Genomic DNA, 20,858 nt, shown 5'->3' with positions numbered 1-20,858 from the left:
GCGGCTCGGCCGGCGCCCGGTGGTGCCGGGCGCCGACCGGGTGCATCAGGACTGCGCGCCGGCGATGAAGGTGACGGCGTCGCGGACGGTCTTGAGGTTCTTGACCTCGCTGTCCGGGATGCGCACGCCGAACTTCTCCTCGGCGTTGACGACGATCGTCATCATCGAGAGGGAGTCGATGTCGAGGTCCTCGGTGAAGGACTTGTCCATCTCGACGGACGCGGTGTCGAGGCCGGTCTCCTCGTTGACGATCTCGGCAAGACCCTCGAGGATCTCCTGCTCGGACTGAGCCATCTGTCTGCTCCTTGTTCGTGTTGGCGGTTCGTGCTTGCGGTGGTGCTCGGGGCTGTCATCCGTGGTGGATGGCAATCCGTGGCCCGAATGACCCGTCGGGACCGGCGGGAGTGCTGTGACTGCCCGTGCTGGAGTGCTCAGGGCAGCACGACGACCTGCGCGGCATACACCAGACCGGCACCGAAGCCGATCTGGAGCGCGAGGCCGCCGCTGGGGATCTCCTGCTCGGCGAGCATGCGGGTCATCGCGAGCGGCACCGAGGCGGCGGACGTGTTGGCCGTGGTGACGATGTCGCGGGCCACGGGGATGTCGGCCGGCAGCTTGAGCTGCTTGACCATGGCGTCGATGATGCGGATGTTCGCCTGGTGCGGGATGAAGGCGTCGAGGTCGTCGGCCTTGATGCCCGCCTTGTCGATGGCCTGCTGCGCCACCGGGGCCATGCCCCAGACGGCCCAGCGGAAGACGGTCTGACCGGCCATGCCGATCGCGGGCCAGACGTTCTTGTCGGCCTGCGCGGACTGCCACGACTCGCGGACGTCGGTCCAGGCCTGCCTCTGGGTGATGGCGTCACGCTGGGTGCCGTCGGAGCCCCAGACGGTCGGGCCGATGCCAGGGGTGTCGCTCGGGCCGATGACGCACGCGCCGGCGCCGTCGCCGAAGATGAATGCGCTCCCGCGGTCGTAGGGGTCGGTGAAGTCGCTGAGCTTCTCGACGCCGACGACGAGGACGTAGTCGGCCGAGCCGCCCTTGACCATGTCGCTCGCCAGAGCGACCCCGTAGCAGTAGCCGGCGCACGCGGCCGAGATGTCGAGGGCCGGGGCCGTCGAGCCGAGCCGAGAGGCGAGCTCGGGCGCCGCGGCCGGCGTCTGGTATGGGTGCGTGACGGTGGCCACGAGGACGAAGCCGATCTGCTCCGGCGTGACGCCGGCGTGCTCGAGGGCCTGGCGGGAGGCGGCCTCGGCCATGTCGATGACGCTCTCGTCGGCGGCGGCGTAGTGGCGGCTGATGATGCCGGACCGCTCCCGGATCCACTCGTCGCTCGAGTCGATCTTGTCGACGATCTCGGAGTTCATGACGACGCGGGCGGGGCGGTAGGCGCCCACACCCAGGATCCGCGAGTGGCGCGCGGCGCCGGTGTCGACGAGGGTGCCGGTGCCCTTGGGCGTCGGCGCGGTGGCGCTGGTGGATGTCACGTGAGGCCTTCTCGAGGGTGAGGGTTCAGGTGGGTCGTGGTGCGGCGCGGGGGAGGTCCTGGTGAGGCGGGGTCGCCGCCGGACGGGGACCTCTCCACGAGCGTGCCCCTGTCGGGGTCGGTGCGCCAGTCATGGGACGTCGGTGTCGTCAGGTGGACGCGTGAGCGGCGACGAGGGTACGCGCCGCCTCGAGGTCGTCGGGCGTCTTGACGGCCAAGGTCTCCACTCCGGGCATCGCTCTCTTGGCGAGACCGACGAGGGTGCCAGCCGGAGCGAGCTCGAGCAGGCCCGTGACGCCGAGCGCGAGCATCGTCTCCATGCAGCGGTCCCAGCGCACGGGGTTGCTGACCTGGTGCACGAGCCGGTCGAGGGCGTCGGGTCCGTCGGCCACGGTGGCGCCGTCGGCGTTCGACAGCAGGCGGACGGTCGGCGCCGACGGCGTCACGTCAGCCGCGGCGGCGGTCAGCGCGTCGACGGCAGGGGACATGTGGTGGGTGTGGAACGCCCCGGCGACCTGGAGCGGGATGACCCGAGCCTTGGCCGGCGCCGCCGCGCGGAGCGCCTCGACCTGCTCGAGGGTGCCCGCGGCGACGACCTGGCCGGCGCCGTTGATGTTGGCCGGCGTCAGTCCGTGGATCTCGAGGGCCGCGAGGACCTCCTCGGGGTCGCCGCCGAGCACGGCCGCCATGCCGGTCGGGGTGACCGCGCTGGCCTCGGCCATGGCGCGTCCGCGGGTCGCGACGAGGGCGATCGCCTGGTCGTCGGTGATGACGCCCGCGAGGGCGGTCGCGGTGAGCTCGCCGACGGAGTGTCCGGCCAGGACGGCGCCCGTGGCGGCGAGCTCGGCGCGTGAGGGGAAGAGCGCGGAGGCCGTCACGAGGCCGGCCGCGACGATGAGCGGCTGCGCGACGGCGGTGTCCTTGATCGTCTCGGCGTCGGACTCGGTGCCGTGGGCCACGAGGTCGTGCCCGGCGGCGCGGCCGAGGGAGGACAGCTGCTCGCGCACGCCGTCGAGCTCGAGCCACGGGGCGAGGAAACCGGGGGTCTGGGAGCCCTGTCCAGGGCAGACGATCGCTAGCACGTGCTCAACCTTTCCCGGTTACCGGTGAGGACCTCGCCACCGAATGTCACGAAGTCGTCGGGGATAGTTTGGAGGTTTCCTCCAAGGGAGAACGATCGGTCGTGCGCGGCCGGAGCCGGGGCACCCGCGACGCCGTGGCCGCGACGCCGTCGCCCGCGCTGCCGGCAGCACCGACGACGGCCGACCCGGCCGACCCGGCGGAGCCGGCTGCGCCAGTGGCCGGGGTCGTCGTGAGGCGCCCGAGGGCGAGGGCGATGCGCACCGCCCAGCCCTCGCGCGGAGTCGTGAGGTCGTAGCCCGTGACGTCGGAGATGCGCCCCAGTCGGTAGCGCACGGTGTTGGGGTGCACGAAGAGGACCCGCGCCGTCGCCTCGAGCGACCCACCGTGCTCGAGGTAGGCGGTCGCCGTCTGGAGGAGTGGTGCGTGACCGGCCGCGGACAGCGGTCGGTGGATGCGGTCGACGAGGATGCGGCGGGCCGGGGGGTCGCCGGCGAGGGCTCGTTCGGGCAGCAGGGCGTCCGACTCGAGCACGCGCGGCGCATCGGGCCAGGCGGGCGCGGCCGCGAGCCCGCTCAGGGCGGCGCGTGCCGAGCGTCCGGCCGCGAAGAGGTGCGGGACGGTCGGTCCGAGCACGATCGGTCCGGGCCCGAAGCAGTCCGCGACGGCCTCGACGATCCGAGGCGCCTCACGGGTGCCGCCGAGGATCGCGATGAGCCGCGAGCGCTGGACGATGGCGAGCGCCTCGACCCCGTGCTGCCGGACCGCCCGGCGCAGGTCGTCGACGGCCGGTACCGCTCCGCCGCTCGCGGTGGGGGTGCTGCCGACGACGAACGTCACGTCTGCGAGCTCCCCCCACCCGAGCGCGCTGGCCCGCGACTGCATGGAGTCGTCGGCCTCGCCGCGCAGGACGGCGTCGACGACGAGCGCCTCGAGCCGGGCGTCCCACGCACCACGGGCCTCCGCCGCGCCGGCGTAGACCTCCGCGGCGGCGAAGGCGATCTCGCGGGAGAAGCGCAGCACCGACTCGCGCAGCAGCTGCTCGTCGCCGGGGGCGGCCAAGCCCTCGACCCGCGACTCGACGACGTCGACGACGGTCCGCACGAGGTCGAGCGTCTGGCGCAGGCTGACCGATCGGGTCAGCTCCTGCGGCGCGTTCGCGAAGATCGAGATGGCGGACGGTGGGTGGCTCTCCTCCTGGTGGAACCACGCGATGAACTGCGAGATGCCGGCCTGGGCGACGAGCCCGACCTGCGAGCGCTCCTCGGCCGAGAGGTCGCGGTACCACCGCAGGTGCTCCTCCATGCGCTGGGCAGCGAGCGTCGAGAGCTCGCCGGCGCTGCGCTCGACGGCGCGCGACGTCGCCTCGCTCGGGTGCTGCCGCGGTCCGCTCACGGGCCCAGCCTAGGTGTCCGGCTGCCCCGACTTTGTATGCYGCTCACAAACGCTCCTGCGCACCTGACGGTCGCGGCCGGTGGTGCGTCGCCGGCGGGCGCGGGTCAGCGGGCCGACAGGACGGCGGTGTGGCCGGCATACGTCCGCGGACCCTCGAAGTGGGGGAGAGAGGCCGCGAGGTCGGGGGAGAAGGTAGCGAGGTAGGCGCTCGCGGCCGCGTGGTCGGCGAACGTCGCGCGGGTCTCGAGGTCGCGCTGGACGACGTGTTCGAAGTGTCGACCGAGCACCTCGGCGGCGTTCTCCGACATGAACTGGGTGACGAGCGCGTCACCGCCCGCCTCGAGAAGCAGCCCGGCGAGGTGCTCGCGGCCGTTGGTCGCGACGTAGAGCGTGCCCCCGTCGCGCAGGACGCGGCGCACCTCGCGGAGGGTGCCGTCGAGGTCGGGCACGTGGTAGAGCATCCAGGCCGCGACGGCGGCGTCGCACGAGCCGTCACCGAAGGGCAGGGCGTCGGAGGACGCCACCTCCGCGGTCACGCCCAAGGCTCGGGTCGCCTCGACCATCGCGGGGGAGAGATCGGTCGCGACGTAGTCGACGTCAGGGGCCTCGGCGAGGACGGAGCGAGCGAATGCTCCGGTGCCGCAGCCGATCTCGATCACACGCCTTGGCTGGGACGAGACGACGAGCGTCCGCAGCACGTCCACCGGGGACACGCCCTCGGGGCCCGGGCCCCACACGTCACGCCGCGTGCGGAGGTTGTCCGTGGAGGCGTACTGGCGGGCGACGTGGTCGCTCGCGGTGAGATGGGTGGTCGAGTCCATGACCGGCCACCCTAGCGGCGGCCACGGGGAGACCCCATGACCGCCGACGGGTGCGTCGGTCAGCTCGCGACGGCTGACGCGAGGTTGCCGAGGCTGTCCTCGAGCTGGCTCTTCGCGACGAGCGGGAAGCTGACCTTGGACAGGATCTCCTTGTCGGTGACGTGGCTCCAGTCGTAGGTCAGCGTCACGAGGGTGGCGTTCGGGCCCTCCGGCGACAGCTCCCACATCCACTCCCACCCGGGCGGCGGGGTGTCGGCCGGCGCCGTCTTCCACGCGAGCAGGGAGTTGTGCGAGTAGCCCGAGACCGTGTTGTCGGTTTGGTACTCGCCACCCATGTGGTCACCGGCCATGTTCATCCGGAACACGTCGCCGACGTGCTGGATGCGCTCGGCCTTCTCGTCGGACCGCACGAAGCCGGACCCGTCGAGCTGGGGGTGGCGCTTCGGGTTGCTGAGCACGTCGAAGATCTCGGCAGCCGGGGCGTCGATGGTGCGCTGGACGGTGATTCTTCCGTTGTCGCTCATACAGGGCCCCTACCCGATCCGAGTGCTCGCAGGACCGCCTCCTCATCGGATCGAGGTGATCCCGGCAGCCAGCCGGCCACCGGGATCACCTCGAACGGCGGTGTACGGGACCCTCAGTCGGTGCCGAACTCCATGGCGGCGCGGTCGAGCGCGTCGTCCTCGTTGTCGACGCCCACGGCGGCCGGGTTGGCCGAGATCGCGGCCGCGCCACCCGGCGTCAGCTCGCCCACGAGCTCGCGGGCATCGGCGCCGAGAAGGCCCTGGGCGGCATACAGCTCGAGCTTGGCGCGGGAGTCGGCGATGTCGAGGTTGCGCATCGTCAGCTGGCCGATGCGGTCGACGGGACCGAAGGCGGCGTCCTCGGTGCGCTCCATCGAGAGCTTCTCGGGGTGGTAGCTGAAGGCCGGCCCGGCGGTGCCCACGATCGACCAGTCGTCACCTCGGCGGAGGCGGATCGTGACCTCACCCGTGACGGCCGAGGCGATCCAGCGCTGGATGGACTCACGGACCATGAGCGCCTGCGGGTCGAGCCAGCGGCCTTCGTAGAGAAGGCGGCCCAGCTTGCGGCCCTCTGCGTGGTAGTTGGCGATCGTGTCCTCGTTGTGGATCGCCGCGACGAGGCGCTCGTAGGTGATGTGGATCAGCGCCATGGCGGGGGCCTCGTAGATGCCGCGCGACTTCGCCTCGATGATGCGGTTCTCGATCTGGTCGCTCATGCCGAGGCCGTGGCGGCCGCCGATGCGGTTGGCCGCGTCGACGAGGGCGACGGGGTCGGCATACTCCGTGCCGTTGACGGCGACGGGGCGACCGCGCTCCCAGCGCACCGTGACGTCCTCGGTCTCGATGGCGACCGACGGGTCCCAGAACTTGACGCCCATGATCGGCTCGACGACCTCGATCGACTCGTCGAGGAACTCGAGGGTCTTCGCCTCGTGCGTCGCGCCCCAGATGTTCGCGTCGGTGGAGTACGCCTTCTCGGCGGACGCCCGGTAGGGCAGCTCGCGTGCGGTCAGCCACTCGGACATCTCGTGCCGGCCGCCGAGCTCGGTGACGAAGTCGGCGTCGAGCCACGGCTTGTAGATGCGCAGGCTGGGGTTGGCCATGAGGCCGTAGCGGTAGAACCGCTCGATGTCGTTGCCCTTGAAGGTCGACCCGTCGCCCCAGATCGAGACGCCGTCGTCCTGCATGGCGCGGACGAGCAGGGTGCCGGTGACGACGCGGCCGAGCGGAGTCGTGTTGAAGTACGTCTTGCCGCCGCTGCGGATGTGGAAGGCGCCGCACGCGATGGCGGACAGCCCCTCCTCCACGAGCGCGGTCTTGCAGTCGACGAGACGGCTGATCTCGGCGCCGTACTGGCCGGCGCGGCCGGGGACGGAGTCGATGTCGGGCTCGTCGTACTGCCCGAGGTCGGCCGTGTAGGTGCACGGGACCGCGCCCTTCTCACGCATCCAGGCAACAGCCACAGAGGTGTCGAGGCCGCCGGAGAAGGCGATGCCGACACGTTCACCGACGGGGAGCGAGGTCAGGACCTTGGACATGGATGTAAGTATATGCACAGCAGCGCATACCTATCCAATCGCGTCGGGGTCGCCGCGGGCCTCGCGTAGGCCGGGCGGCGGGCTCCCGCTCAGCAGCGCCGGTCGCGCTCAGCGGGGGTGGAGGACTGCGGCGCTGGTGAGCCGTCCACATCCTCCTGGGACCGGCCCACGTCGTCCACAACCCGTCGGGGGACCGTCGCCCTGGGTGCGCGCTCAATGGACGCTCGAGCGCATGGACCTCCACCTCATCGCGCGTGACGGCGTCTTCTCGACCTCGGACGCGGCCCGCCTCGGACTGGACCGCAACGCGCTGGCCCGCCTCGTCCGTCAGGGGCGCTGCCTGCGCCTCACGACCGGTTGGTATGCCGTCGTCGACGGAGACCCGCCGGCCCGTGAAGCACTGCACCGGCTCACTGCCGTTGCCGTCGGGAGGGCGCTGCGCGGACGCGCCGCCCTGAGTCACCACTCATGTCTCGTCGTGGCAGGGCTTCCGACGTTCGCGGCCGATCTCACGACCGTGCACCTCACCTCGCTCGTCGAGACGCGAGGTGGCGTGTCGGTCACCCGACGCGGCGTCACCGTGCACCGGCGCGTCGGCAACCTCCGTATCCCTGCACCGGACCTGCTCGCACCGGACCGGCCGCGGCTCGTACCGACGGCGTGGGCAGCCGTCCAAGCCGGCATGACAGCCGGGCCCGAGGCGTTCATGGTGTCGGCTGACGGCGCTCTGCACGCGGGGGCGGCCACCCCGGATGCGCTGTCCCGCGCGGTTGAGGTCTTCGCGACCCACACCGGCATCGGCCCGGTCCGAGCTGCGCTGCCCCTCGCGGATGCGCGGCACGAGTCGCCGGGTGAGTCGCGCGCTGCCTTCCTGCTGGCGGCTCTGGGTCACTCGGTGGAACCGCAAGTCGAGGTCGTGGCTGAGGGCCGGCGTTACCGCGCGGACTTCCGGATCGTCGGCACACGGGTGCTCGTCGAGTTCGACGGTGCGGTCAAGTACGAGGACCGCCGCGCACTGTTCGAGGAGAAGCAGCGCGAGGATGCCCTGAGGCGGGCCGGTTGGGTCGTGGTCCGGGTGGTCTGGAGCGACCTGGACGACCCGAGGCGGGTCGCGCGGCGGTTGGCGGCAGCCCTGGCCCTGGCCGCGTGACGGGTCGGCGCTCAGCGGCCGCATTCGGGCTCAGCGACGCCGGAGGCCTGCGGTGCCAGTGAGAGCGACCCGCGCGGGTGAGAGCGACCGGTGTCGCTGGGGTGGGGGCGGGTGGCCGGTATGTCGTGCGGCCCGGCCCCTGGGCAGGGACCGGGCCACACGGCATACGTCAGCGGGGGAGCGTCAGCTCTCGCCACCCGCGTTGCCGGAGGTGCCGGCGGTGACGTCGTCGAGCTGGTACTTCTCGGCGGCGCGACGGGGGACGTCGGCGTCGACCTTGCCCTCCTTGGCGAGCAGCTGCAGCGTCCGCACGGCGACCGACGGGCCGTCGATGTGGAAGAAGCGGCGGGCCGCGGCGCGGGTGTCGGAGAAGCCGAAGCCGTCGGCGCCGAGCGTGGCGTACGTGCCCGGGACCCACTCGCGGATCTGGTCCTGGACGGCCCGCATGTAGTCGGAGACGCCCACGACCGGGCCCTCGGTGCCCTCGAGGCACTGGGTGACCCACGGCTTGATCGGCGGGCCGTCCGGGGAGAGGAACTCCTGCTCGTCGGCCGCCAGGCCGTCACGACGGAGCTCGTTCCACGAGGTGACCGACCAGACGTCGGCGGCCACACCCCAGTCGTCGGCGAGCAGCTGCTGCGCCTCGAGCGCCCACGGCACACCGACGCCGGACCCGAGCAGCTGCGCCCGCGGCGCCTCGTGCGTCCAGCCCTCGGTGTCGGCGACCGAGATGCGGTGCATGCCGCGCAGGATGCCCTCGACGTCGACGGCCTCGGGCTCCTTCGGCTGCTGGATCGGCTCGTTGTAGACCGTGAGGTAGTAGATGACGTTCGACTCCTCGGGCGTGTTGCCCTCGCCGTACATCCGCTTGAGGCCGGCCTGCATGATGTGCGCGATCTCGTAGGCGTAGGCCGGGTCGTAGTGCACGACGGCCGGGTTGGTCGCGGCCAGGAGCGGGCTGTGGCCGTCGGCGTGCTGGAGGCCCTCACCCGTCAGGGTGGTGCGGCCGGCCGTCGCGCCGATGAGGAAGCCGCGCGTCATCTGGTCGGCTGCTGCCCAGATCGAGTCACCCGTGCGCTGGAAGCCGAACATCGAGTAGAAGACGTAGATCGGGATCATCGGCTTGCCGTGCGTCGCGTAGGACGTGCCGGCCGCCGTGAACGCGGCGAGCGAGCCCGCCTCGTTGATGCCGAGGTGCAGGATCTGGCCGCTGACATTCTCGCGGTAGGCGAGCATCAGCTCGGCGTCGACCGGCGTGTAGTTCTGCCCGTTGGGGTTGTAGATCTTGATCGTCGGGAAGAACGCGTCCATGCCGAACGTGCGCGCCTCGTCGGGGATGATCGGCACGATGCGCGGGCCGAACTCCTTGTCGCGCAACAGGTCCTTGAGCAGGCGGACGAACGCCATCGTCGTGGCGACCTCCTGCTTGCCCGAGCCCTTCTTGACCTGGGCGTACGCCTCGTCGCCGGGCAGCTTGACCGGCTCGAAGTCGACGCGCCGGCTCGGCAGCGTGCCCCCGAGCTTCTGGCGACGGTCGATCGAGTACTTGATGACCTCGCTGTCGGCACCCGGGTGGTAGTACGGCGGCTGGTAGGGGTTGGCCTCGAGCTGCTCGTCGGTGATCGGGATGCGGAGGCTGTCGCGGAAGGCCTTGAGGTCGTCCAGCGTCATCTTCTTCATCTGGTGCGTGGCGTTGCGGCCGGCGAAGTGCGAACCGAGGCCGTAGCCCTTGATCGTCTTGGCGAGGATGACCGTCGGCTGGCCGGTGTGCTGGCGCGCCGCCTGGTAGGCCGCGAAGACCTTGCGGTAGTCGTGGCCGCCGCGCTTGAGGTCCCACCACACCTGGTCGTCGGACCAGTCCTCGACCATCTTGGCCGTGCGCGGGTCGCGACCGAAGAAGTGGTCACGGACGTACTTGCCGTCGTTGGCGCGGAAGGTCTGGTAGTCGCCGTCGCTCGTCTGGTTCATGATGTGCACGAGCGCGCCGTCGCGGTCGGCGGCGAGCAGCGGGTCCCACCCGCGGCCCCAGACGACCTTGATGACGTTCCAGCCGGCGCCGCGGAAGAACGCCTCGAGCTCCTGGATGATCTTGCCGTTGCCGCGGACCGGTCCGTCGAGGCGCTGCAGGTTGCAGTTGATGACGAAGTTGAGGTTGTCGAGCTCCTCGTTGGCCGCGAGCTGGAGCAGGCCACGCGACTCGGGCTCGTCCATCTCGCCGTCACCGAGGAAGGCCCAGACGTCCTGCTGGCTGGTGTCCTTGATGCCGCGGTTGTGTAGGTACTTGTTGAACTGCGCCTGGTAGATCGCGTTCATCGGGCCGATGCCCATCGACACCGTCGGGAACTCCCAGTAGTTGGGGAGCAGCCGCGGGTGCGGGTAGGACGGGACGGCCTCGACGGTGCCGTCGACACGGTGGCTCTTCTCCTGGCGGAAGCCGTCGAGCTGAGCCTCGGTGAGGTGGCCCTCGAGGAAGCTGCGGGCGTACATGCCGGGGGAGGCGTGGCCCTGGAAGTAGATCTGGTCGCCGCCGCCGGGGTGGTCCTTGCCGCGGAAGAAGTGGTTCATGCCCACCTCGTAGAGCGTCGCGGCGGACGCGTACGTCGAGATGTGCCCGCCGACGCCGATGCCGGGGCGCTGGGCGCGGTGCACCATGATCGCGGCGTTCCAGCGGATGTAGCGGCGCATCTCGCGCTCGACGTCCTCGTCGCCGGGGAACCACGGCTCGCGCTCCGGCGGGATCGTGTTGATGTAGTCGGTCGCCGTCAGGGAGGGGACGCCGACCTGCTGCTGGCGCGCGCGCTCGATGAGCTTGAGCATGATGTAGCGCGCCCGCGTCCGGCCCTTCTCGTCGAGGACGGCGTCGAGCGAGTCGATCCACTCCTGCGTCTCGTCCGGGTCGATGTCCGGGAGCTGACTGGGGATGCCGTTGAGGATCGGTCCGGCCTCGGATGCCACGTCGTGGGTCCTTTCTCGTCGCGAGGCGGCGCCCGCGGCCGGTCGGCCACGGCGCTGCACCCACCCATCCTCTACCAAACCGTGGTGGCCGTCACACTCGGGTCCAGCCCCGGGACGGCCACTGCGGCGTCTCCGCCGTCCCACCCGCTGGTATGCCGTGTGCTCCCTCTGGCGCGGCGTGCGCGTTGCGCACCCACCGGGTCGGGCTTGCGCGATAGCGTCGGAGTCAGTGCACTGATCTCGTGGCACCCACGCCATGACACGACGCGCCAACGATCGAGAGGACCGGTGACAGTGAGCGAGACCGCGGGAGCGGCGTCCTTGAGCAAGCTCGGATTTGCCAAGGGGCAGATCGTCCAGGAGTTCGGCTATGACGACGACGTCGACGACGACCTGCGGTTCGAGCTCGAGGACGCCATCGGGACCGAGCTCGAGGACGAGGACTTCAACGACGGCGCGGACGGGGTGCTGCTCTGGTACCGCGACGGCGACGACGACCTCGTCGACCTCATGGTCGACGGGCTGACGAAGCTCTTCGACCAGGGCTTCATCGTGCTGCTGACGCCGAAGGCCGGACGGCCGGGCCACGTCGACGCGAGCGAGGTCGAGGAGGCCGCGTCCACGGCGGGCCTCACGACCGGTGGGCAGGTCAACGTCGCCGCCGACTGGGCGGCCACCCGGCTCATGCCCCCGAAGGGTCCGCGCCGCTGACCCACGCCTGACCTCCGGCCCGGGACCGCCGCGACGGGCCGGGGCCCGGCCCGCTGTCGAGGGTGGCGGCGACTCCCGGGCAGTGGTGTCACACTTGCCGCCATGACGAACGCGCACCCGACCGAGTCCCCGGTCCAGGCGTCCGCCCCGCTGGGCGTCGGCGCGCTGGCGCCCGACTTCACCCTCGTCGACCAGTACGGCGTCGACGTCAGCCTGTCGGCCGTGCGCGACGTCAAGAACGCCGTCGTCGTCTTCTACCCGGCTGCGTTCTCGGGCATCTGTCGCGGCGAGCTGCGCGAGATCCGCGACGGGCTCGAGGACTTCCAGGACGACGACATCCAGGTCTTCGCCATCTCGTGCGACTCGATGTACACACTGCGCGCGTGGGCCGACGCCGAGGGGCACTTCTTCCCGCTCCTGTCCGACTTCTGGCCACACGGCGAGGTGGCGCGGCGCTACGGGATCCTGAACGACGAGGACGGCTTCGCGCTGCGCGGCACCTTCCTCGTCGACCGCACGGGACACATCGTCTGGACCGAGGTCCGCGGCATCGGTCAGGGACGCGACTTCGTGGCCTACCGCGAGGCGCTCGCGACGCTCCGCGCGGCTGCGCGCGATGCCGTAGGCTGACCGCCGCCTGCCGGTGAGCCCCGCGTGTCACCTGTCGGCGCGTGAGGGCCTGTAGCTCAGTTGGTAGAGCACCGCGTTTACACCGCGGGTGTCGTCGGTTCGAGCCCGGCCGGGCCCACGTGGACGACCTCGCCCCGACCCTCAGCCTCCGTGACGTCGTCGCGGCGCTCGAGTCGCTCTACCCCCTCGAGAGCGCGGCCGACTGGGACCGCGTCGGCCTCGTGGTCGGCGACCTCGACCAGCCGGTACGCCGCGTCCTCTTCGCCCTCGACCCGACACTCGCGGTCATCGACGAGGCACTGGAGTGGGGCGCCGACCTGCTCGTGACCCACCACCCGCTGCTGCTGCGCGGAGTGCACTCCGTCGCGACGTCGTCGGCCAAGGGCGCCTCGGTCACGGCGCTGGTCCGCGCCGGTGTCGCGCTGTGGGTGGGTCACACGAACGCCGACGTCGCCGACCCCGGCATCTCGACGGTGCTCGCCGACGCCGTCGGCCTCGCCGACCAGCGCCCCCTGTCGACCGAGGGCGCGAACGCGATCGGTCGGGTGGGCGTGCTCGCGTCGCCCATGACGCTGGTCGAGTTCGCCGAGGTCGTTGCTGCCGCCCTGCCCGACACGGCCGGGGGGATCCGCGTCAGCGGCGACCCCGACGGGGTCGTGAGGACCGTTGCGGTGATGGGCGGCTCGGGCGACGACCGCTTCGACGAGGTGCGTGCGAGCGGCGCCGACGTCTACGTCACGGCCGACCTGCGCCACCACCCGGTGCTCGAGGCGCGCGAGGAGGCGCGGGGCGGCACGCCCTACCTCATCGATGCGGGTCACTGGGCGACGGAGTCGCTGTGGCTCGCCAGCGGCCGCGAGCGGCTGATGACGGCGCTGGAACAGGTCGCCGGAACGACTAGGGTCGAGTCCAGAGTCTCAGCCATCCGCACCGAGCCGTGGACGTTCGTCGTCGGTGCGAACGCCGCCCGGGTCGACCGGGCGGCTCCCGAAACCGGAGGTGTGTCCTGAAAGCCGACCCGTCCCGCCAGTGGCGCCTGCTCGACCTGCAGGCCATCGACACGCGTCTCGACCAGATCACCCACGCGAAGGCGACGCTGCCGCAGACCCCTGCGGTCGAGGCGGCCCGGGGCGAGCTCGCTGCGCTGGAGACGGAGATCGTCAACGCCCGCACGGCTGCCGGCGACGTGCAGCGCGAGCTGACGAAGTCCGACCAGGACGTCCAGCTCGTGCGTGACCGCGCCGCGCGCAACCAGGCGCGGCTCGACGCCGGCCAGGGCAGCGCCAAGGATCTCCAGGCGCTCCAGCACGAGCTGACGTCGCTGGCGCGCCGTCAGGCCGAGCTCGAGGACGTCGAGCTCGAGGTCATGGAGCGGTCCGAGTCGCTCAGCGCACGGGTCACCGAGCTCGAGGCCGCCCGGGTCGAGCTCGCCGCGCGCGTCGAGACCCTCGAGTCCGAGCGCACCGCTGCCCTGACGACGCTCGACGCCGAGGCCGAGAAGGTCGGCTCCGGACGAGCCGACATCGTCGCGGGTGTCGGTGACGAGCTGATCGCCCTCTACGAGAAGATCCGCGCCAGCAGCGGTGGCATGGCCGCCGCCGAGCTGCGCCACCGCCGGTGCGGCGGGTGCCGGCTCGAGCTCGGCAACGTCGACCTCTCCCGCATCCGCAACGCCCCCGAGGACGAGGTCGTGCGCTGCGAGGAGTGCCGCCGCATCATGATCCGCACGGGCGAGTCCGGTCTGTGACCGCTGCGTCTCGCGGGTCGGGACGCCGGCTCGTCATCGAGGCCGACGGCGGGTCCCGGGGCAACCCGGGGGTCGCCGGCTACGGCGCCCTCGTCCGTGACCCCGCGACCGGCCGGGTCCTCGTCGAGCTCGCCGAGCCGCTCGGCAAGGCGAGCAACAACGTCGCCGAGTACTCCGGCCTGCTCGCCGGCCTGCGCGCCGTGCTCGACCTCGAACCCGGTGCGTCGGTCCGCGTCAAGATGGACTCCAAGCTCGTCGTCGAGCAGATGTCGGGGCGGTGGAAGATCAAGCACGAGGACATGCGTCGTCTCGCGCTCGAGGCCCGGGACCTGTGCGCCGAGATCGTCGACGCCGGCGGCAGCGTCGACTTCGAGTGGATCCCGCGGGAGAAGAACAAGGACGCCGACGCCCTGAGCAACGACGCGATGGACGGCAAGAGCGTCCACCGGGTCCTCACCGCCGAGGGTGACGGCGAGACTGACTCGATGACCGATGCGGAATCGCCTGCGGCTCAGGGCATCTCCGACGTGTCCACTCCTCAGCCAGGAGTCCGCCCGCTGCGCCTCCTGCTCGTCCAGGAGCCGCACGACGCAGGCGCCGCGCCTCGCATCGTCGCGGCGGTGCGTCGCCTCGTCGGCCCCGGCACGCGGGTCGTCGGCGCCGACGACGACCTCGCGACGCGCGTGGTGGCCGACCTCGCCCTGGCGCTCGACGCCGAGGCGGACACGTCGGGGGACTGGTCCGGCCAGGCGCCCGGCGAGGGTGCCGACGAGAGGGTGCGGACGGCATACCACTCGCTCGCCGCGGCCGGCGGCACCGTCGTCGCGGTGACGAGCAGGCGAGGCGTGCTCTCGGTGCTCAGCGACGTGCTCGGCACGCCCGTCGGACGCTTCTGGGCCCTGGCCACGGCGGCCGGCAGCCTCACCGCCGTGGAGGTCTGGGAGGACGGGTCCGCGTCGGTGGCTTTCACCAATCGGACCGACCATCTCGCCTGACGGACGCTGTGCGATATTCGGGACATGAGCTATGCCGGTGACGTGACCCCCGAGCAGGCCTGGACGGTCCTGCGCGACGAGCCCGGTGCGGCGCTCGTCGACGTGCGCACGAGGGCGGAGTGGTCCTACGTCGGACTGCCCGACCTCGGCGGGATCGGCAAGGACGTCGTCCTCGTCGAGTGGCAGACCTATCCCGAGGGCACGGTCAACGAGCGGTTCACCGCCGACCTCGAGGCCGCCGGGGTGCCCAAGGACGCTCCCGTCTACTTCCTCTGCCGCTCCGGGGTGCGCTCCGTCGCCGCGGCCGAGGCGGCCACCCGCAACGGGTGGTCCCGGTCGCACAACGTCCTCGAGGGCTTCGAGGGAACGCACGACGAGCAGCGCCACCGCGCAGTCTCCGGGTGGAAGGTTGCGGGCCTGCCGTGGGTGCAGGGATGAGCGACGCGAGCCAGCAGTGGCGCCCCGACACCCTCGCCGTGCGGGGAGGCCTGTCCCGCAGTGGTTTCGAGGAGACCTCGGAGGCTCTCTACCTGACGTCCGGCTTCGTCTACGACACCGCGGAGGACGCCGAGGCGGCCTTCAAGGGTGACGTCGACCGCTTCGTCTACTCACGCTACGGCAACCCGACGGTGGCGATGTTCGAGGAGCGGCTGCGCCAGATCGAGGGCGCGGAGGCGTGCTTTGCCACCGGGTCGGGCATGTCCGCCGTCTTCGTCGCGCTCGCGGCGCTCCTCGGGCAGGGCGACCGCGTCGTCTCGTCGCGGGCCCTCTTCGGATCGTGCTTCGTCATCCTCGACGAGATCCTGCCGCGCTGGGGCGTCGAGACGGTCTTCGTCGACGGCGCCGACCTCGACCAGTGGCGCGAGGCTCTCGCCGAGCCCACGACCGCCGTCTTCTTCGAGACGCCGAGCAACCCGATGCAGGAGCTCGTCGACATCGCCGCCGTGACCGAGCTGGCCCATGCCGCCGGCGCGAAGGTCGTCGTCGACAACGTCTTCGGCACGCCGGTCTTCTCCAAGCCGCTCGACCTCGGGGCCGACATCATCGTCTACTCCGCGACGAAGCACATCGACGGCCAGGGCCGCACCCTGGGCGGCGCGGTGCTCGGGCCCAAGGAGTTCATCGACGGGCCGGTCCAGAACCTCATGCGGCACACGGGGCCGTCGATGTCGCCCTTCAACGCGTGGGTCCTCGTCAAGGGGCTCGAGACGATGTCGCTGCGCGTCGAGCGGATGGCCGACAGCGCCCTCGAAGTGGCGCGTTTCCTCGAGGCGCACCCGAGTGTCCGCCGCGTCGTGCACCCGTTCCTCGAGTCGCACCCCCAGCACGACCTGGCCAAGCGCCAGATGCTCGCCGGAGGCACCGTCGTCACCTTCGAGCTCGACGGGGGCAAGGACGAGGCGTTCGCCCTCATGAACGCCCTGCAGGTCATCGACATCTCCAACAACCTCGGTGACTCCAAGTCGCTCATCACGCACCCCGCGACGACGACGCACCGCCGCCTGACGCCCGAGGCGCGAGCCGCGGTGGGCATCACGGACGGCGTGCTGCGGGTCTCTGTCGGTCTCGAGGACGTCCGGGACCTCGTCGACGACCTCCGGCGCGCTCTCGGCTGAGTCCAGCATCGACCCACCCCGCGGTCAGCCGCACCCCGCGTACGGCGTGCGTCCGGCCCGAGGGTGCGTGGTCGACGACATGGCGTATGCCGTCGGCCCGGTCAGCCGGTCAGGTGGTGGCGGCGAGGGCCAGGGTCGCGGCGGTCACGACCGTGACGGCGCACAGGGCGCCCGTGCGCGCGATGCGACCGACGTCGACGGAGAGTTCGGCGGACCGGCAGCGTGAGGCCCAGAGCAGCGTCGCGACCGAGCCCCACATCGTGATGATGGGCCCGGCGTTGACCCCGATGAGCAGGGCGGCCAGGCGGGAGGGTGCGTCCGCCACCGTCGGCTCGAGCGCGAGGTAGGCCGGCAGGTTGTTGATGCCGTTGGAGGTCAGCACGCCGAGACCGCTGACCCTGAAGAGGTCGCCGATGCCGGTGCCGTGCCCGACGATGGTGCGCAGCCACGCCTCGAGCCCCAGGCGCAGCGCGGCGTCGATGACGAGGAAGAGGATGCAGATGCCCATGACCGTGAGCCACGGCATCTTGATCCGGCGCAGCAGCTCGGGCGCGCGCCAGTAGGTCGCGGCGAGCAGGACGAGGGCGGCCGGCACGGACGCCAGGGCCGGCTGGACGCCGAGGACGAACGCCGGGGCGAGCAGCACGCAGACCCCGCCGGCGACCTGCATGAGCACCCGGTCGTGCGGCTCGGCGGCCGGTGGAGTGTCGTAGGTGCTGCCGAGGTCGCGCCGGTGCAGCAGCCACAGCACCACGACGGTCGCGACGATCGCGACGACGGCCGGCACGGCCATCAGCCTGATGTAGCCCAGGGTCCCGACGCCGAGCGCCGCGAACGGGTGCAGGGCCAGCAGGTTCGTGAGGTTGGACACGGGAAGGAGCAGGGAGGCCGTGTTGGCCAGCCAGAGCGTCGTCATGGCGAACGGCAGTGGTGGGGCGCCGACCTGACGGGCCACCGTGATGGCCACCGGGGTCAGCAGCACCGCGGTCGTGTCGAGGCTGAGCACGACGGTGCACACCACCGCGAGCCCGACGATGAGCAGCCAGAGCACGAGCACACGTCCCTTGGCGACGCGCGCGGCGTGGTGCGCCATGACGTCGAAAAGACCAGACAGGTCGCAGATCTCGGCGACGAGGGTGATCGCGACGAGGAAGACGAGGATCGGCGCCACGCGCTCGACGAGCAGGCTGAGGTCGAGCACGTCAGGCCTTCGGGGTCGTGGCGAGCTGCCACGGACGGCCCGGACGCGGTGGGGGCGTCAGCTCGACCTCGAAGCGCTCCGAGAGCCGCTCGGCCAGGGCCTGCGGCGTGCGCGGCGCCTCGGCCTGCACGAGCTCGCGCGTCACGAGACCGCGGGTGTGCTTGGCCATGTGCGAGGCGCCGGGGACGGTGACGTGCACCCAGCGCTCGGCGCGCTCGCCCGTGGGACGCCAGACGGCGGCATACGTGCTCGACCGGCAGTCGACGACGAGCTCGCGCGGCTTCACCGCGGCGTCGAGCGCCGACGGCAGCTCCTTGCGCCACTCGTGCGACAGGTAGCCGATGCCGGGGAGGGTGCTGCAGATGTTGACGCGGTAGGCCGGCACGCGGTCACCGAGCCGCAGCGCACCGAAGAGGGCCGACACGACGACGACCCAGCGGTTGGCGCGGCGCTTGGAGGCCGCGTCGAGCGAGTCGACGTCGAGCGCCTGGTAGAGCACGCCGGTGTAGACGTGCGAGGCGGTCGCCGTGGGAGCGCTGCGCAGGACCGTGTTGCGCTCGAGGTCGGCGACGAGGTTCGGGTTGATCTCGAGGACGCGCGCTGCGTCGGGCTCGCCGCTCAGCCGCTCCACCGTCTCGACGACCGACTCGCGCAGGGGCGTCAGCTCGGGGAACGAGAGGCTGCCGAGGTCGAGCGACCGCCCCCGCCGGGGTGAGGTCTTGCCCTCGGACGGGGGAAGCAGGATGAGCACGGGGGTCAGCCTAGGCAAACGGGACAGTGATGTCTCATCCCCGCGCGTGTCGCGGGCGACGAACGATCGCCCGGGTCGCCGCGGAGTGCCGCGGGTGCTCAACCTCCGGGGAGCACGTCGTGATGCGTAGGGTGACGCCATGGCCCAGCGACACATCGTCTTCCGCCCGGCGACGAAGCCCGGCGACGTGGCACGGCAGCTCACGGCGCGCTTCGAGGCGGTGCGTCGCGAGTTCGAGGTGCCGGACCGGTTCCCGCCGGAGGTGCTGGCCGAGGCCGCCGCAGCCGCCGGCGCCGCAACCCTGCCGGAGCGGGACGAGACAGCCGTCCCGTTCATCACCATCGACCCGCCGACGTCGATGGACCTCGACCAGGCCATGTCGATCGAGCGCAGCGGCGACGGCTACCGGGTGCGCTACGCCATCGCCGACGTGCCTGCCTTCGTCCGCGCCGGTGGCGCCGTCGACGCAGAGTCGCGCCGCCGCGGCCAGACGGTCTACTGCCCCGACGAGCGGGTCCAGCTGCACCCCTCGGAGCTGAGCGAGGGCGCCGCGAGCCTGCTGCCCGACCAGGTGCGTCCTGCCTTCGTCTGGGACATGACGCTCGCCGCCGACGGCGAGGGCACGGCGGTCGAGGTCTTCCGCGCGATGGTGCGCAGCGTCCGGCGCTACGACTACGAGCAGGTGCAGAAGGAGGTCGACGCCGGCACCGCCGAGGAGTGCCTCGTCCTGCTCAAGGAGGTCGGCGAGAAGCGCGTCCTGCTCGAGCGCCAGCGGGGCGGGGCGACCCTGCCGATGCCCGAGCAGGAGGTCGAGGAGGACGAGCACGGCGGCTTCCGGATCTCGTTCCGGCCGCTGCTCGCCGCGGAGGACTGGAACGCTCAGATCTCGCTGCTCACCGGCATGGGCGGGGCCGACCTCATGCTCCGGGGCAAGATCGGCATCCTGCGCACCATGCCGCCGCCGGACCCGCGCGACCTGGCGCGCTTCCACCGGCAGGTCAGGGCCGCCGGTGTCGACTGGCCGAAGGACCTGTCCTACGGCGAGCTGCTGCGCACGCTGGACCGCAGCAACCCGCGGCACCTCGCGCTCATCCACGAGGCGACGTCACTCTTCCGCGGCGCCGGTTACACCCCCTTCGACGGCGAGGTGCCCGCGCAGCCGACGCACGCGGCCGTCGCCAACCCGTACGCGCACGTGACGGCTCCGCTGCGGCGCCTCGTCGACCGCTTCGGGCTCGTGGTGTGCGAGGCGCTCTCGGCGGGGGAGGAGGTGCCGGGCTGGGTCCGTGAGGCGCTGCCCACCCTCCCCGAGATCATGTCGATGTCCGACCGGCGCACCAACGGGGTCGAGCGTGCCTGCACCGACGCCGTCGAGGCCGCCGAGCTGCACCCGCTCGTCGGGAGCACCGTGCAGGGCGTCGTCGTCGACGAGAACGACAAGGGCGTCATCGTCCAGCTCATCGACCTCGCCGTCGTGGCCAAGGCGAGCGGGTCGGCGAAGGCCGGCGAGACGGTGACCCTGCGGGTCGACGCCGCCGACGTCGGGACCGGCACGATCACGCTCTCGGTCGCCTGAGGACACCCCGTCGGCGGAAATCCACTGGCCGGGGATGCTCAGCGCTCCTAGCCTCGTCGGCATGCGGGTGCGCTTCGTGAGGACCGGTGAACGGCGCTACGAGGTGCGCGTGGAGCGTGACCTCGCGACCGACCTCGTCATGAGCCCGGCGCCGGGGTGGAGCGACCTCGCGCCGCACGACCTCGTCCACCTCGTCGTCGAGCACCGGTTCGGCCTGCGCGACGGCATCTTCGGCCAGCTCGCCGCAGGCGGAAACGCGGGCACCTTCGTGCCCACACAGGAGACGCGCACCAAGGCGTGGGCGCGCCGGGTCGAGCGACGGAACAAGGCGCGCGGCACGCAGATCGGCCGGTCGGAGCAGCTCGCGGCCGCCGTCTACCCGGCGTGGCTCCGGCAGCGCGGGATGACGCCCGACCTCCACCACGAGCGGGCCGGGGGAGCAGCCACCGACCTCGGCGCCCGCGAGCTCGCCTCGGTGTTCGCCGACCTCGACCGGCTCTCGGAGCAGTGGTGCGGGCTCGCCGTCGGCGGGTCCGTCGACGTCGACTGGCCCTGGCCCGAGCGACGCTGAACGGCCGGGCAGCCTCGTGTGCAGCCAGCGGCGTCAGGACCCCTCTGCCTGCACACGCCGACCGGCCAGAGACGACGTATGCCGTCACGCCCGGAGGGGCGGACGGCATAC

General features: G+C 71.7%; 20 protein-coding genes and 1 tRNA gene. 11 read left to right on the top strand and 10 right to left on the bottom strand.

The genetic code is table 11. The features are described from left to right. Positions 1-45: 45 nt before the first annotated feature. The 7 genes from AB4Y83_RS15245 to argG all read right to left on the bottom strand — a co-directional run bounded on the left by AB4Y83_RS15245 (position 46) and on the right by argG (position 6,844). On the bottom strand, positions 46-294 hold the full coding sequence (locus AB4Y83_RS15245) for an acyl carrier protein (RefSeq protein WP_020145270.1): 249 nt from the start codon (positions 292-294) through the stop codon (positions 46-48). A 137-nt stretch (positions 295-431) separates the two neighbouring features. Beyond that, on the bottom strand, positions 432-1,487 hold the full coding sequence (locus AB4Y83_RS15240; protein WP_442297384.1) for a beta-ketoacyl-ACP synthase III: 1,056 nt from the start codon (positions 1,485-1,487) through the stop codon (positions 432-434). 148 nt (positions 1,488-1,635) lie between these two features. Beyond that, positions 1,636-2,568: an ACP S-malonyltransferase gene (locus AB4Y83_RS15235; protein WP_442297383.1), complete on the bottom strand. Its 933-nt coding sequence runs from the start codon at positions 2,566-2,568 to the stop codon at positions 1,636-1,638. A 46-nt stretch (positions 2,569-2,614) separates the two neighbouring features. Next, on the bottom strand, positions 2,615-3,961 hold the full coding sequence (locus AB4Y83_RS15230; protein WP_442297382.1) for a PucR family transcriptional regulator: 1,347 nt from the start codon (positions 3,959-3,961) through the stop codon (positions 2,615-2,617). Between the two features lie 104 nt (positions 3,962-4,065). Further along, positions 4,066-4,782, bottom strand: coding sequence for a class I SAM-dependent methyltransferase (locus tag AB4Y83_RS15225; RefSeq protein ID WP_442274654.1), 717 nt, complete (start codon positions 4,780-4,782; stop codon positions 4,066-4,068). 59 nt (positions 4,783-4,841) lie between these two features. Next, entirely contained in the window at positions 4,842-5,306 is a 465-nt protein-coding gene (locus AB4Y83_RS15220; protein WP_442274653.1) for an SRPBCC family protein, read from the bottom strand. A gap of 113 nt (positions 5,307-5,419) precedes the next feature. Next, positions 5,420-6,844, bottom strand: a complete 1,425-nt coding sequence (argG, locus tag AB4Y83_RS15215) for an argininosuccinate synthase (RefSeq protein ID WP_442274652.1) — start codon at positions 6,842-6,844, stop codon at positions 5,420-5,422. 232 nt (positions 6,845-7,076) lie between these two features. Here argG and AB4Y83_RS15210 point away from each other — a divergent pair, with 232 nt between their 5' ends. After that, positions 7,077-7,994: a type IV toxin-antitoxin system AbiEi family antitoxin domain-containing protein gene (locus AB4Y83_RS15210; protein WP_442274651.1), complete on the top strand. Its 918-nt coding sequence runs from the start codon at positions 7,077-7,079 to the stop codon at positions 7,992-7,994. A gap of 183 nt (positions 7,995-8,177) precedes the next feature. Here AB4Y83_RS15210 and aceE read toward each other — a convergent pair whose 3' ends face one another. Further along, the gene (aceE, locus tag AB4Y83_RS15205) at positions 8,178-10,949 is read right to left on the bottom strand and encodes a pyruvate dehydrogenase (acetyl-transferring), homodimeric type (RefSeq protein WP_056780010.1); all 2,772 of its coding nucleotides are present in this window, start codon (positions 10,947-10,949) and stop codon (positions 8,178-8,180) included. Between the two features lie 294 nt (positions 10,950-11,243). Between aceE and AB4Y83_RS15200 the strand changes: the two genes are divergently transcribed. The 8 genes from AB4Y83_RS15200 to AB4Y83_RS15165 all read left to right on the top strand — a co-directional run bounded on the left by AB4Y83_RS15200 (position 11,244) and on the right by AB4Y83_RS15165 (position 16,648). Further along, a complete protein-coding gene (locus AB4Y83_RS15200; RefSeq protein ID WP_056780006.1) occupies positions 11,244-11,660 on the top strand; it encodes a DUF3052 domain-containing protein in 417 nt (138 codons plus the stop codon). Positions 11,661-11,762: 102 nt separating this feature from the next. Further along, positions 11,763-12,290, top strand: coding sequence for a peroxiredoxin (locus tag AB4Y83_RS15195; protein ID WP_442274649.1), 528 nt, complete (start codon positions 11,763-11,765; stop codon positions 12,288-12,290). A gap of 45 nt (positions 12,291-12,335) precedes the next feature. Continuing rightward, positions 12,336-12,408, top strand: a tRNA-Val gene (locus tag AB4Y83_RS15190). A 1-nt stretch (position 12,409) separates the two neighbouring features. After that, on the top strand, positions 12,410-13,300 hold the full coding sequence (locus AB4Y83_RS15185) for a Nif3-like dinuclear metal center hexameric protein (protein ID WP_442274648.1): 891 nt from the start codon (positions 12,410-12,412) through the stop codon (positions 13,298-13,300). After that, on the top strand, positions 13,228-14,037 hold the full coding sequence (locus AB4Y83_RS15180; protein WP_082620012.1) for a zinc ribbon domain-containing protein: 810 nt from the start codon (positions 13,228-13,230) through the stop codon (positions 14,035-14,037). Before AB4Y83_RS15185 ends, AB4Y83_RS15180 begins: the two co-directional genes overlap by 73 nt. Continuing rightward, positions 14,034-15,032 carry a reverse transcriptase-like protein gene (locus tag AB4Y83_RS15175; protein ID WP_442274647.1) on the top strand — a complete coding sequence of 333 codons (999 nt, stop codon included), beginning with the start codon at positions 14,034-14,036 and terminating at the stop codon, positions 15,030-15,032. The genes AB4Y83_RS15180 and AB4Y83_RS15175 overlap by 4 nt, the downstream gene beginning before the upstream one ends. Before the next feature lie 24 nt (positions 15,033-15,056). Continuing rightward, positions 15,057-15,470 (top strand): rhodanese-like domain-containing protein, encoded by a 414-nt coding sequence (locus AB4Y83_RS15170; protein ID WP_442297381.1) that lies wholly within the window; start codon positions 15,057-15,059, stop codon positions 15,468-15,470. Continuing rightward, entirely contained in the window at positions 15,467-16,648 is a 1,182-nt protein-coding gene (locus AB4Y83_RS15165) for an O-succinylhomoserine sulfhydrylase (protein ID WP_056824959.1), read from the top strand. The genes AB4Y83_RS15170 and AB4Y83_RS15165 overlap by 4 nt, the downstream gene beginning before the upstream one ends. 109 nt (positions 16,649-16,757) lie before the next feature. On the opposite strand, the gene AB4Y83_RS15160 is transcribed toward AB4Y83_RS15165, so the two are convergent. Then, entirely contained in the window at positions 16,758-17,849 is a 1,092-nt protein-coding gene (locus AB4Y83_RS15160) for an SLC13 family permease (protein WP_442274646.1), read from the bottom strand. A 1-nt stretch (position 17,850) separates the two neighbouring features. Further along, positions 17,851-18,600, bottom strand: coding sequence for a YaaA family protein (locus tag AB4Y83_RS15155; RefSeq protein WP_442274645.1), 750 nt, complete (start codon positions 18,598-18,600; stop codon positions 17,851-17,853). Positions 18,601-18,739: 139 nt separating this feature from the next. Here AB4Y83_RS15155 and AB4Y83_RS15150 point away from each other — a divergent pair, with 139 nt between their 5' ends. After that, positions 18,740-20,176: an RNB domain-containing ribonuclease gene (locus tag AB4Y83_RS15150; protein WP_442274644.1), complete on the top strand. Its 1,437-nt coding sequence runs from the start codon at positions 18,740-18,742 to the stop codon at positions 20,174-20,176. 34 nt (positions 20,177-20,210) lie between these two features. Then, complete coding sequence (locus AB4Y83_RS15145) at positions 20,211-20,747, top strand: hypothetical protein (RefSeq protein WP_442297380.1); 537 nt, start codon at positions 20,211-20,213, stop codon at positions 20,745-20,747. Positions 20,748-20,858: the final 111 nt, after the last annotated feature.

This window comes from Terrabacter sp. RAF57, from assembly GCF_052113925.1.
Lineage (GTDB): Bacteria > Actinomycetota > Actinomycetes > Actinomycetales > Dermatophilaceae > Terrabacter.
This window is presented reverse-complemented; position numbering and strand designations above follow the sequence as displayed.

Bases quoted from the DNA above. Each gene is read 5' to 3' on its own strand.
- AB4Y83_RS15245 (WP_020145270.1), bottom strand. From the start codon at position 294: ATGGCTCAGTCCGAGCAGGAGATCCTCGAGGGTCTTGCCGAGATCGTC.
- AB4Y83_RS15225 (WP_442274654.1), bottom strand. From the start codon at position 4,782: ATGGACTCGACCACCCATCTCACCGCGAGCGACCACGTCGCCCGCCAG.
- AB4Y83_RS15220 (WP_442274653.1), bottom strand. From the start codon at position 5,306: ATGAGCGACAACGGAAGAATCACCGTCCAGCGCACCATCGACGCCCCG.
- argG (WP_442274652.1), bottom strand. From the start codon at position 6,844: ATGTCCAAGGTCCTGACCTCGCTCCCCGTCGGTGAACGTGTCGGCATC.
- AB4Y83_RS15210 (WP_442274651.1), top strand. From the start codon at position 7,077: ATGGACCTCCACCTCATCGCGCGTGACGGCGTCTTCTCGACCTCGGAC.
- AB4Y83_RS15195 (WP_442274649.1), top strand. From the start codon at position 11,763: ATGACGAACGCGCACCCGACCGAGTCCCCGGTCCAGGCGTCCGCCCCG.
- AB4Y83_RS15170 (WP_442297381.1), top strand. From the start codon at position 15,057: ATGAGCTATGCCGGTGACGTGACCCCCGAGCAGGCCTGGACGGTCCTG.
- AB4Y83_RS15165 (WP_056824959.1), top strand. From the start codon at position 15,467: ATGAGCGACGCGAGCCAGCAGTGGCGCCCCGACACCCTCGCCGTGCGG.
- AB4Y83_RS15150 (WP_442274644.1), top strand. From the start codon at position 18,740: ATGGCCCAGCGACACATCGTCTTCCGCCCGGCGACGAAGCCCGGCGAC.
- AB4Y83_RS15145 (WP_442297380.1), top strand. From the start codon at position 20,211: ATGCTCAGCGCTCCTAGCCTCGTCGGCATGCGGGTGCGCTTCGTGAGG.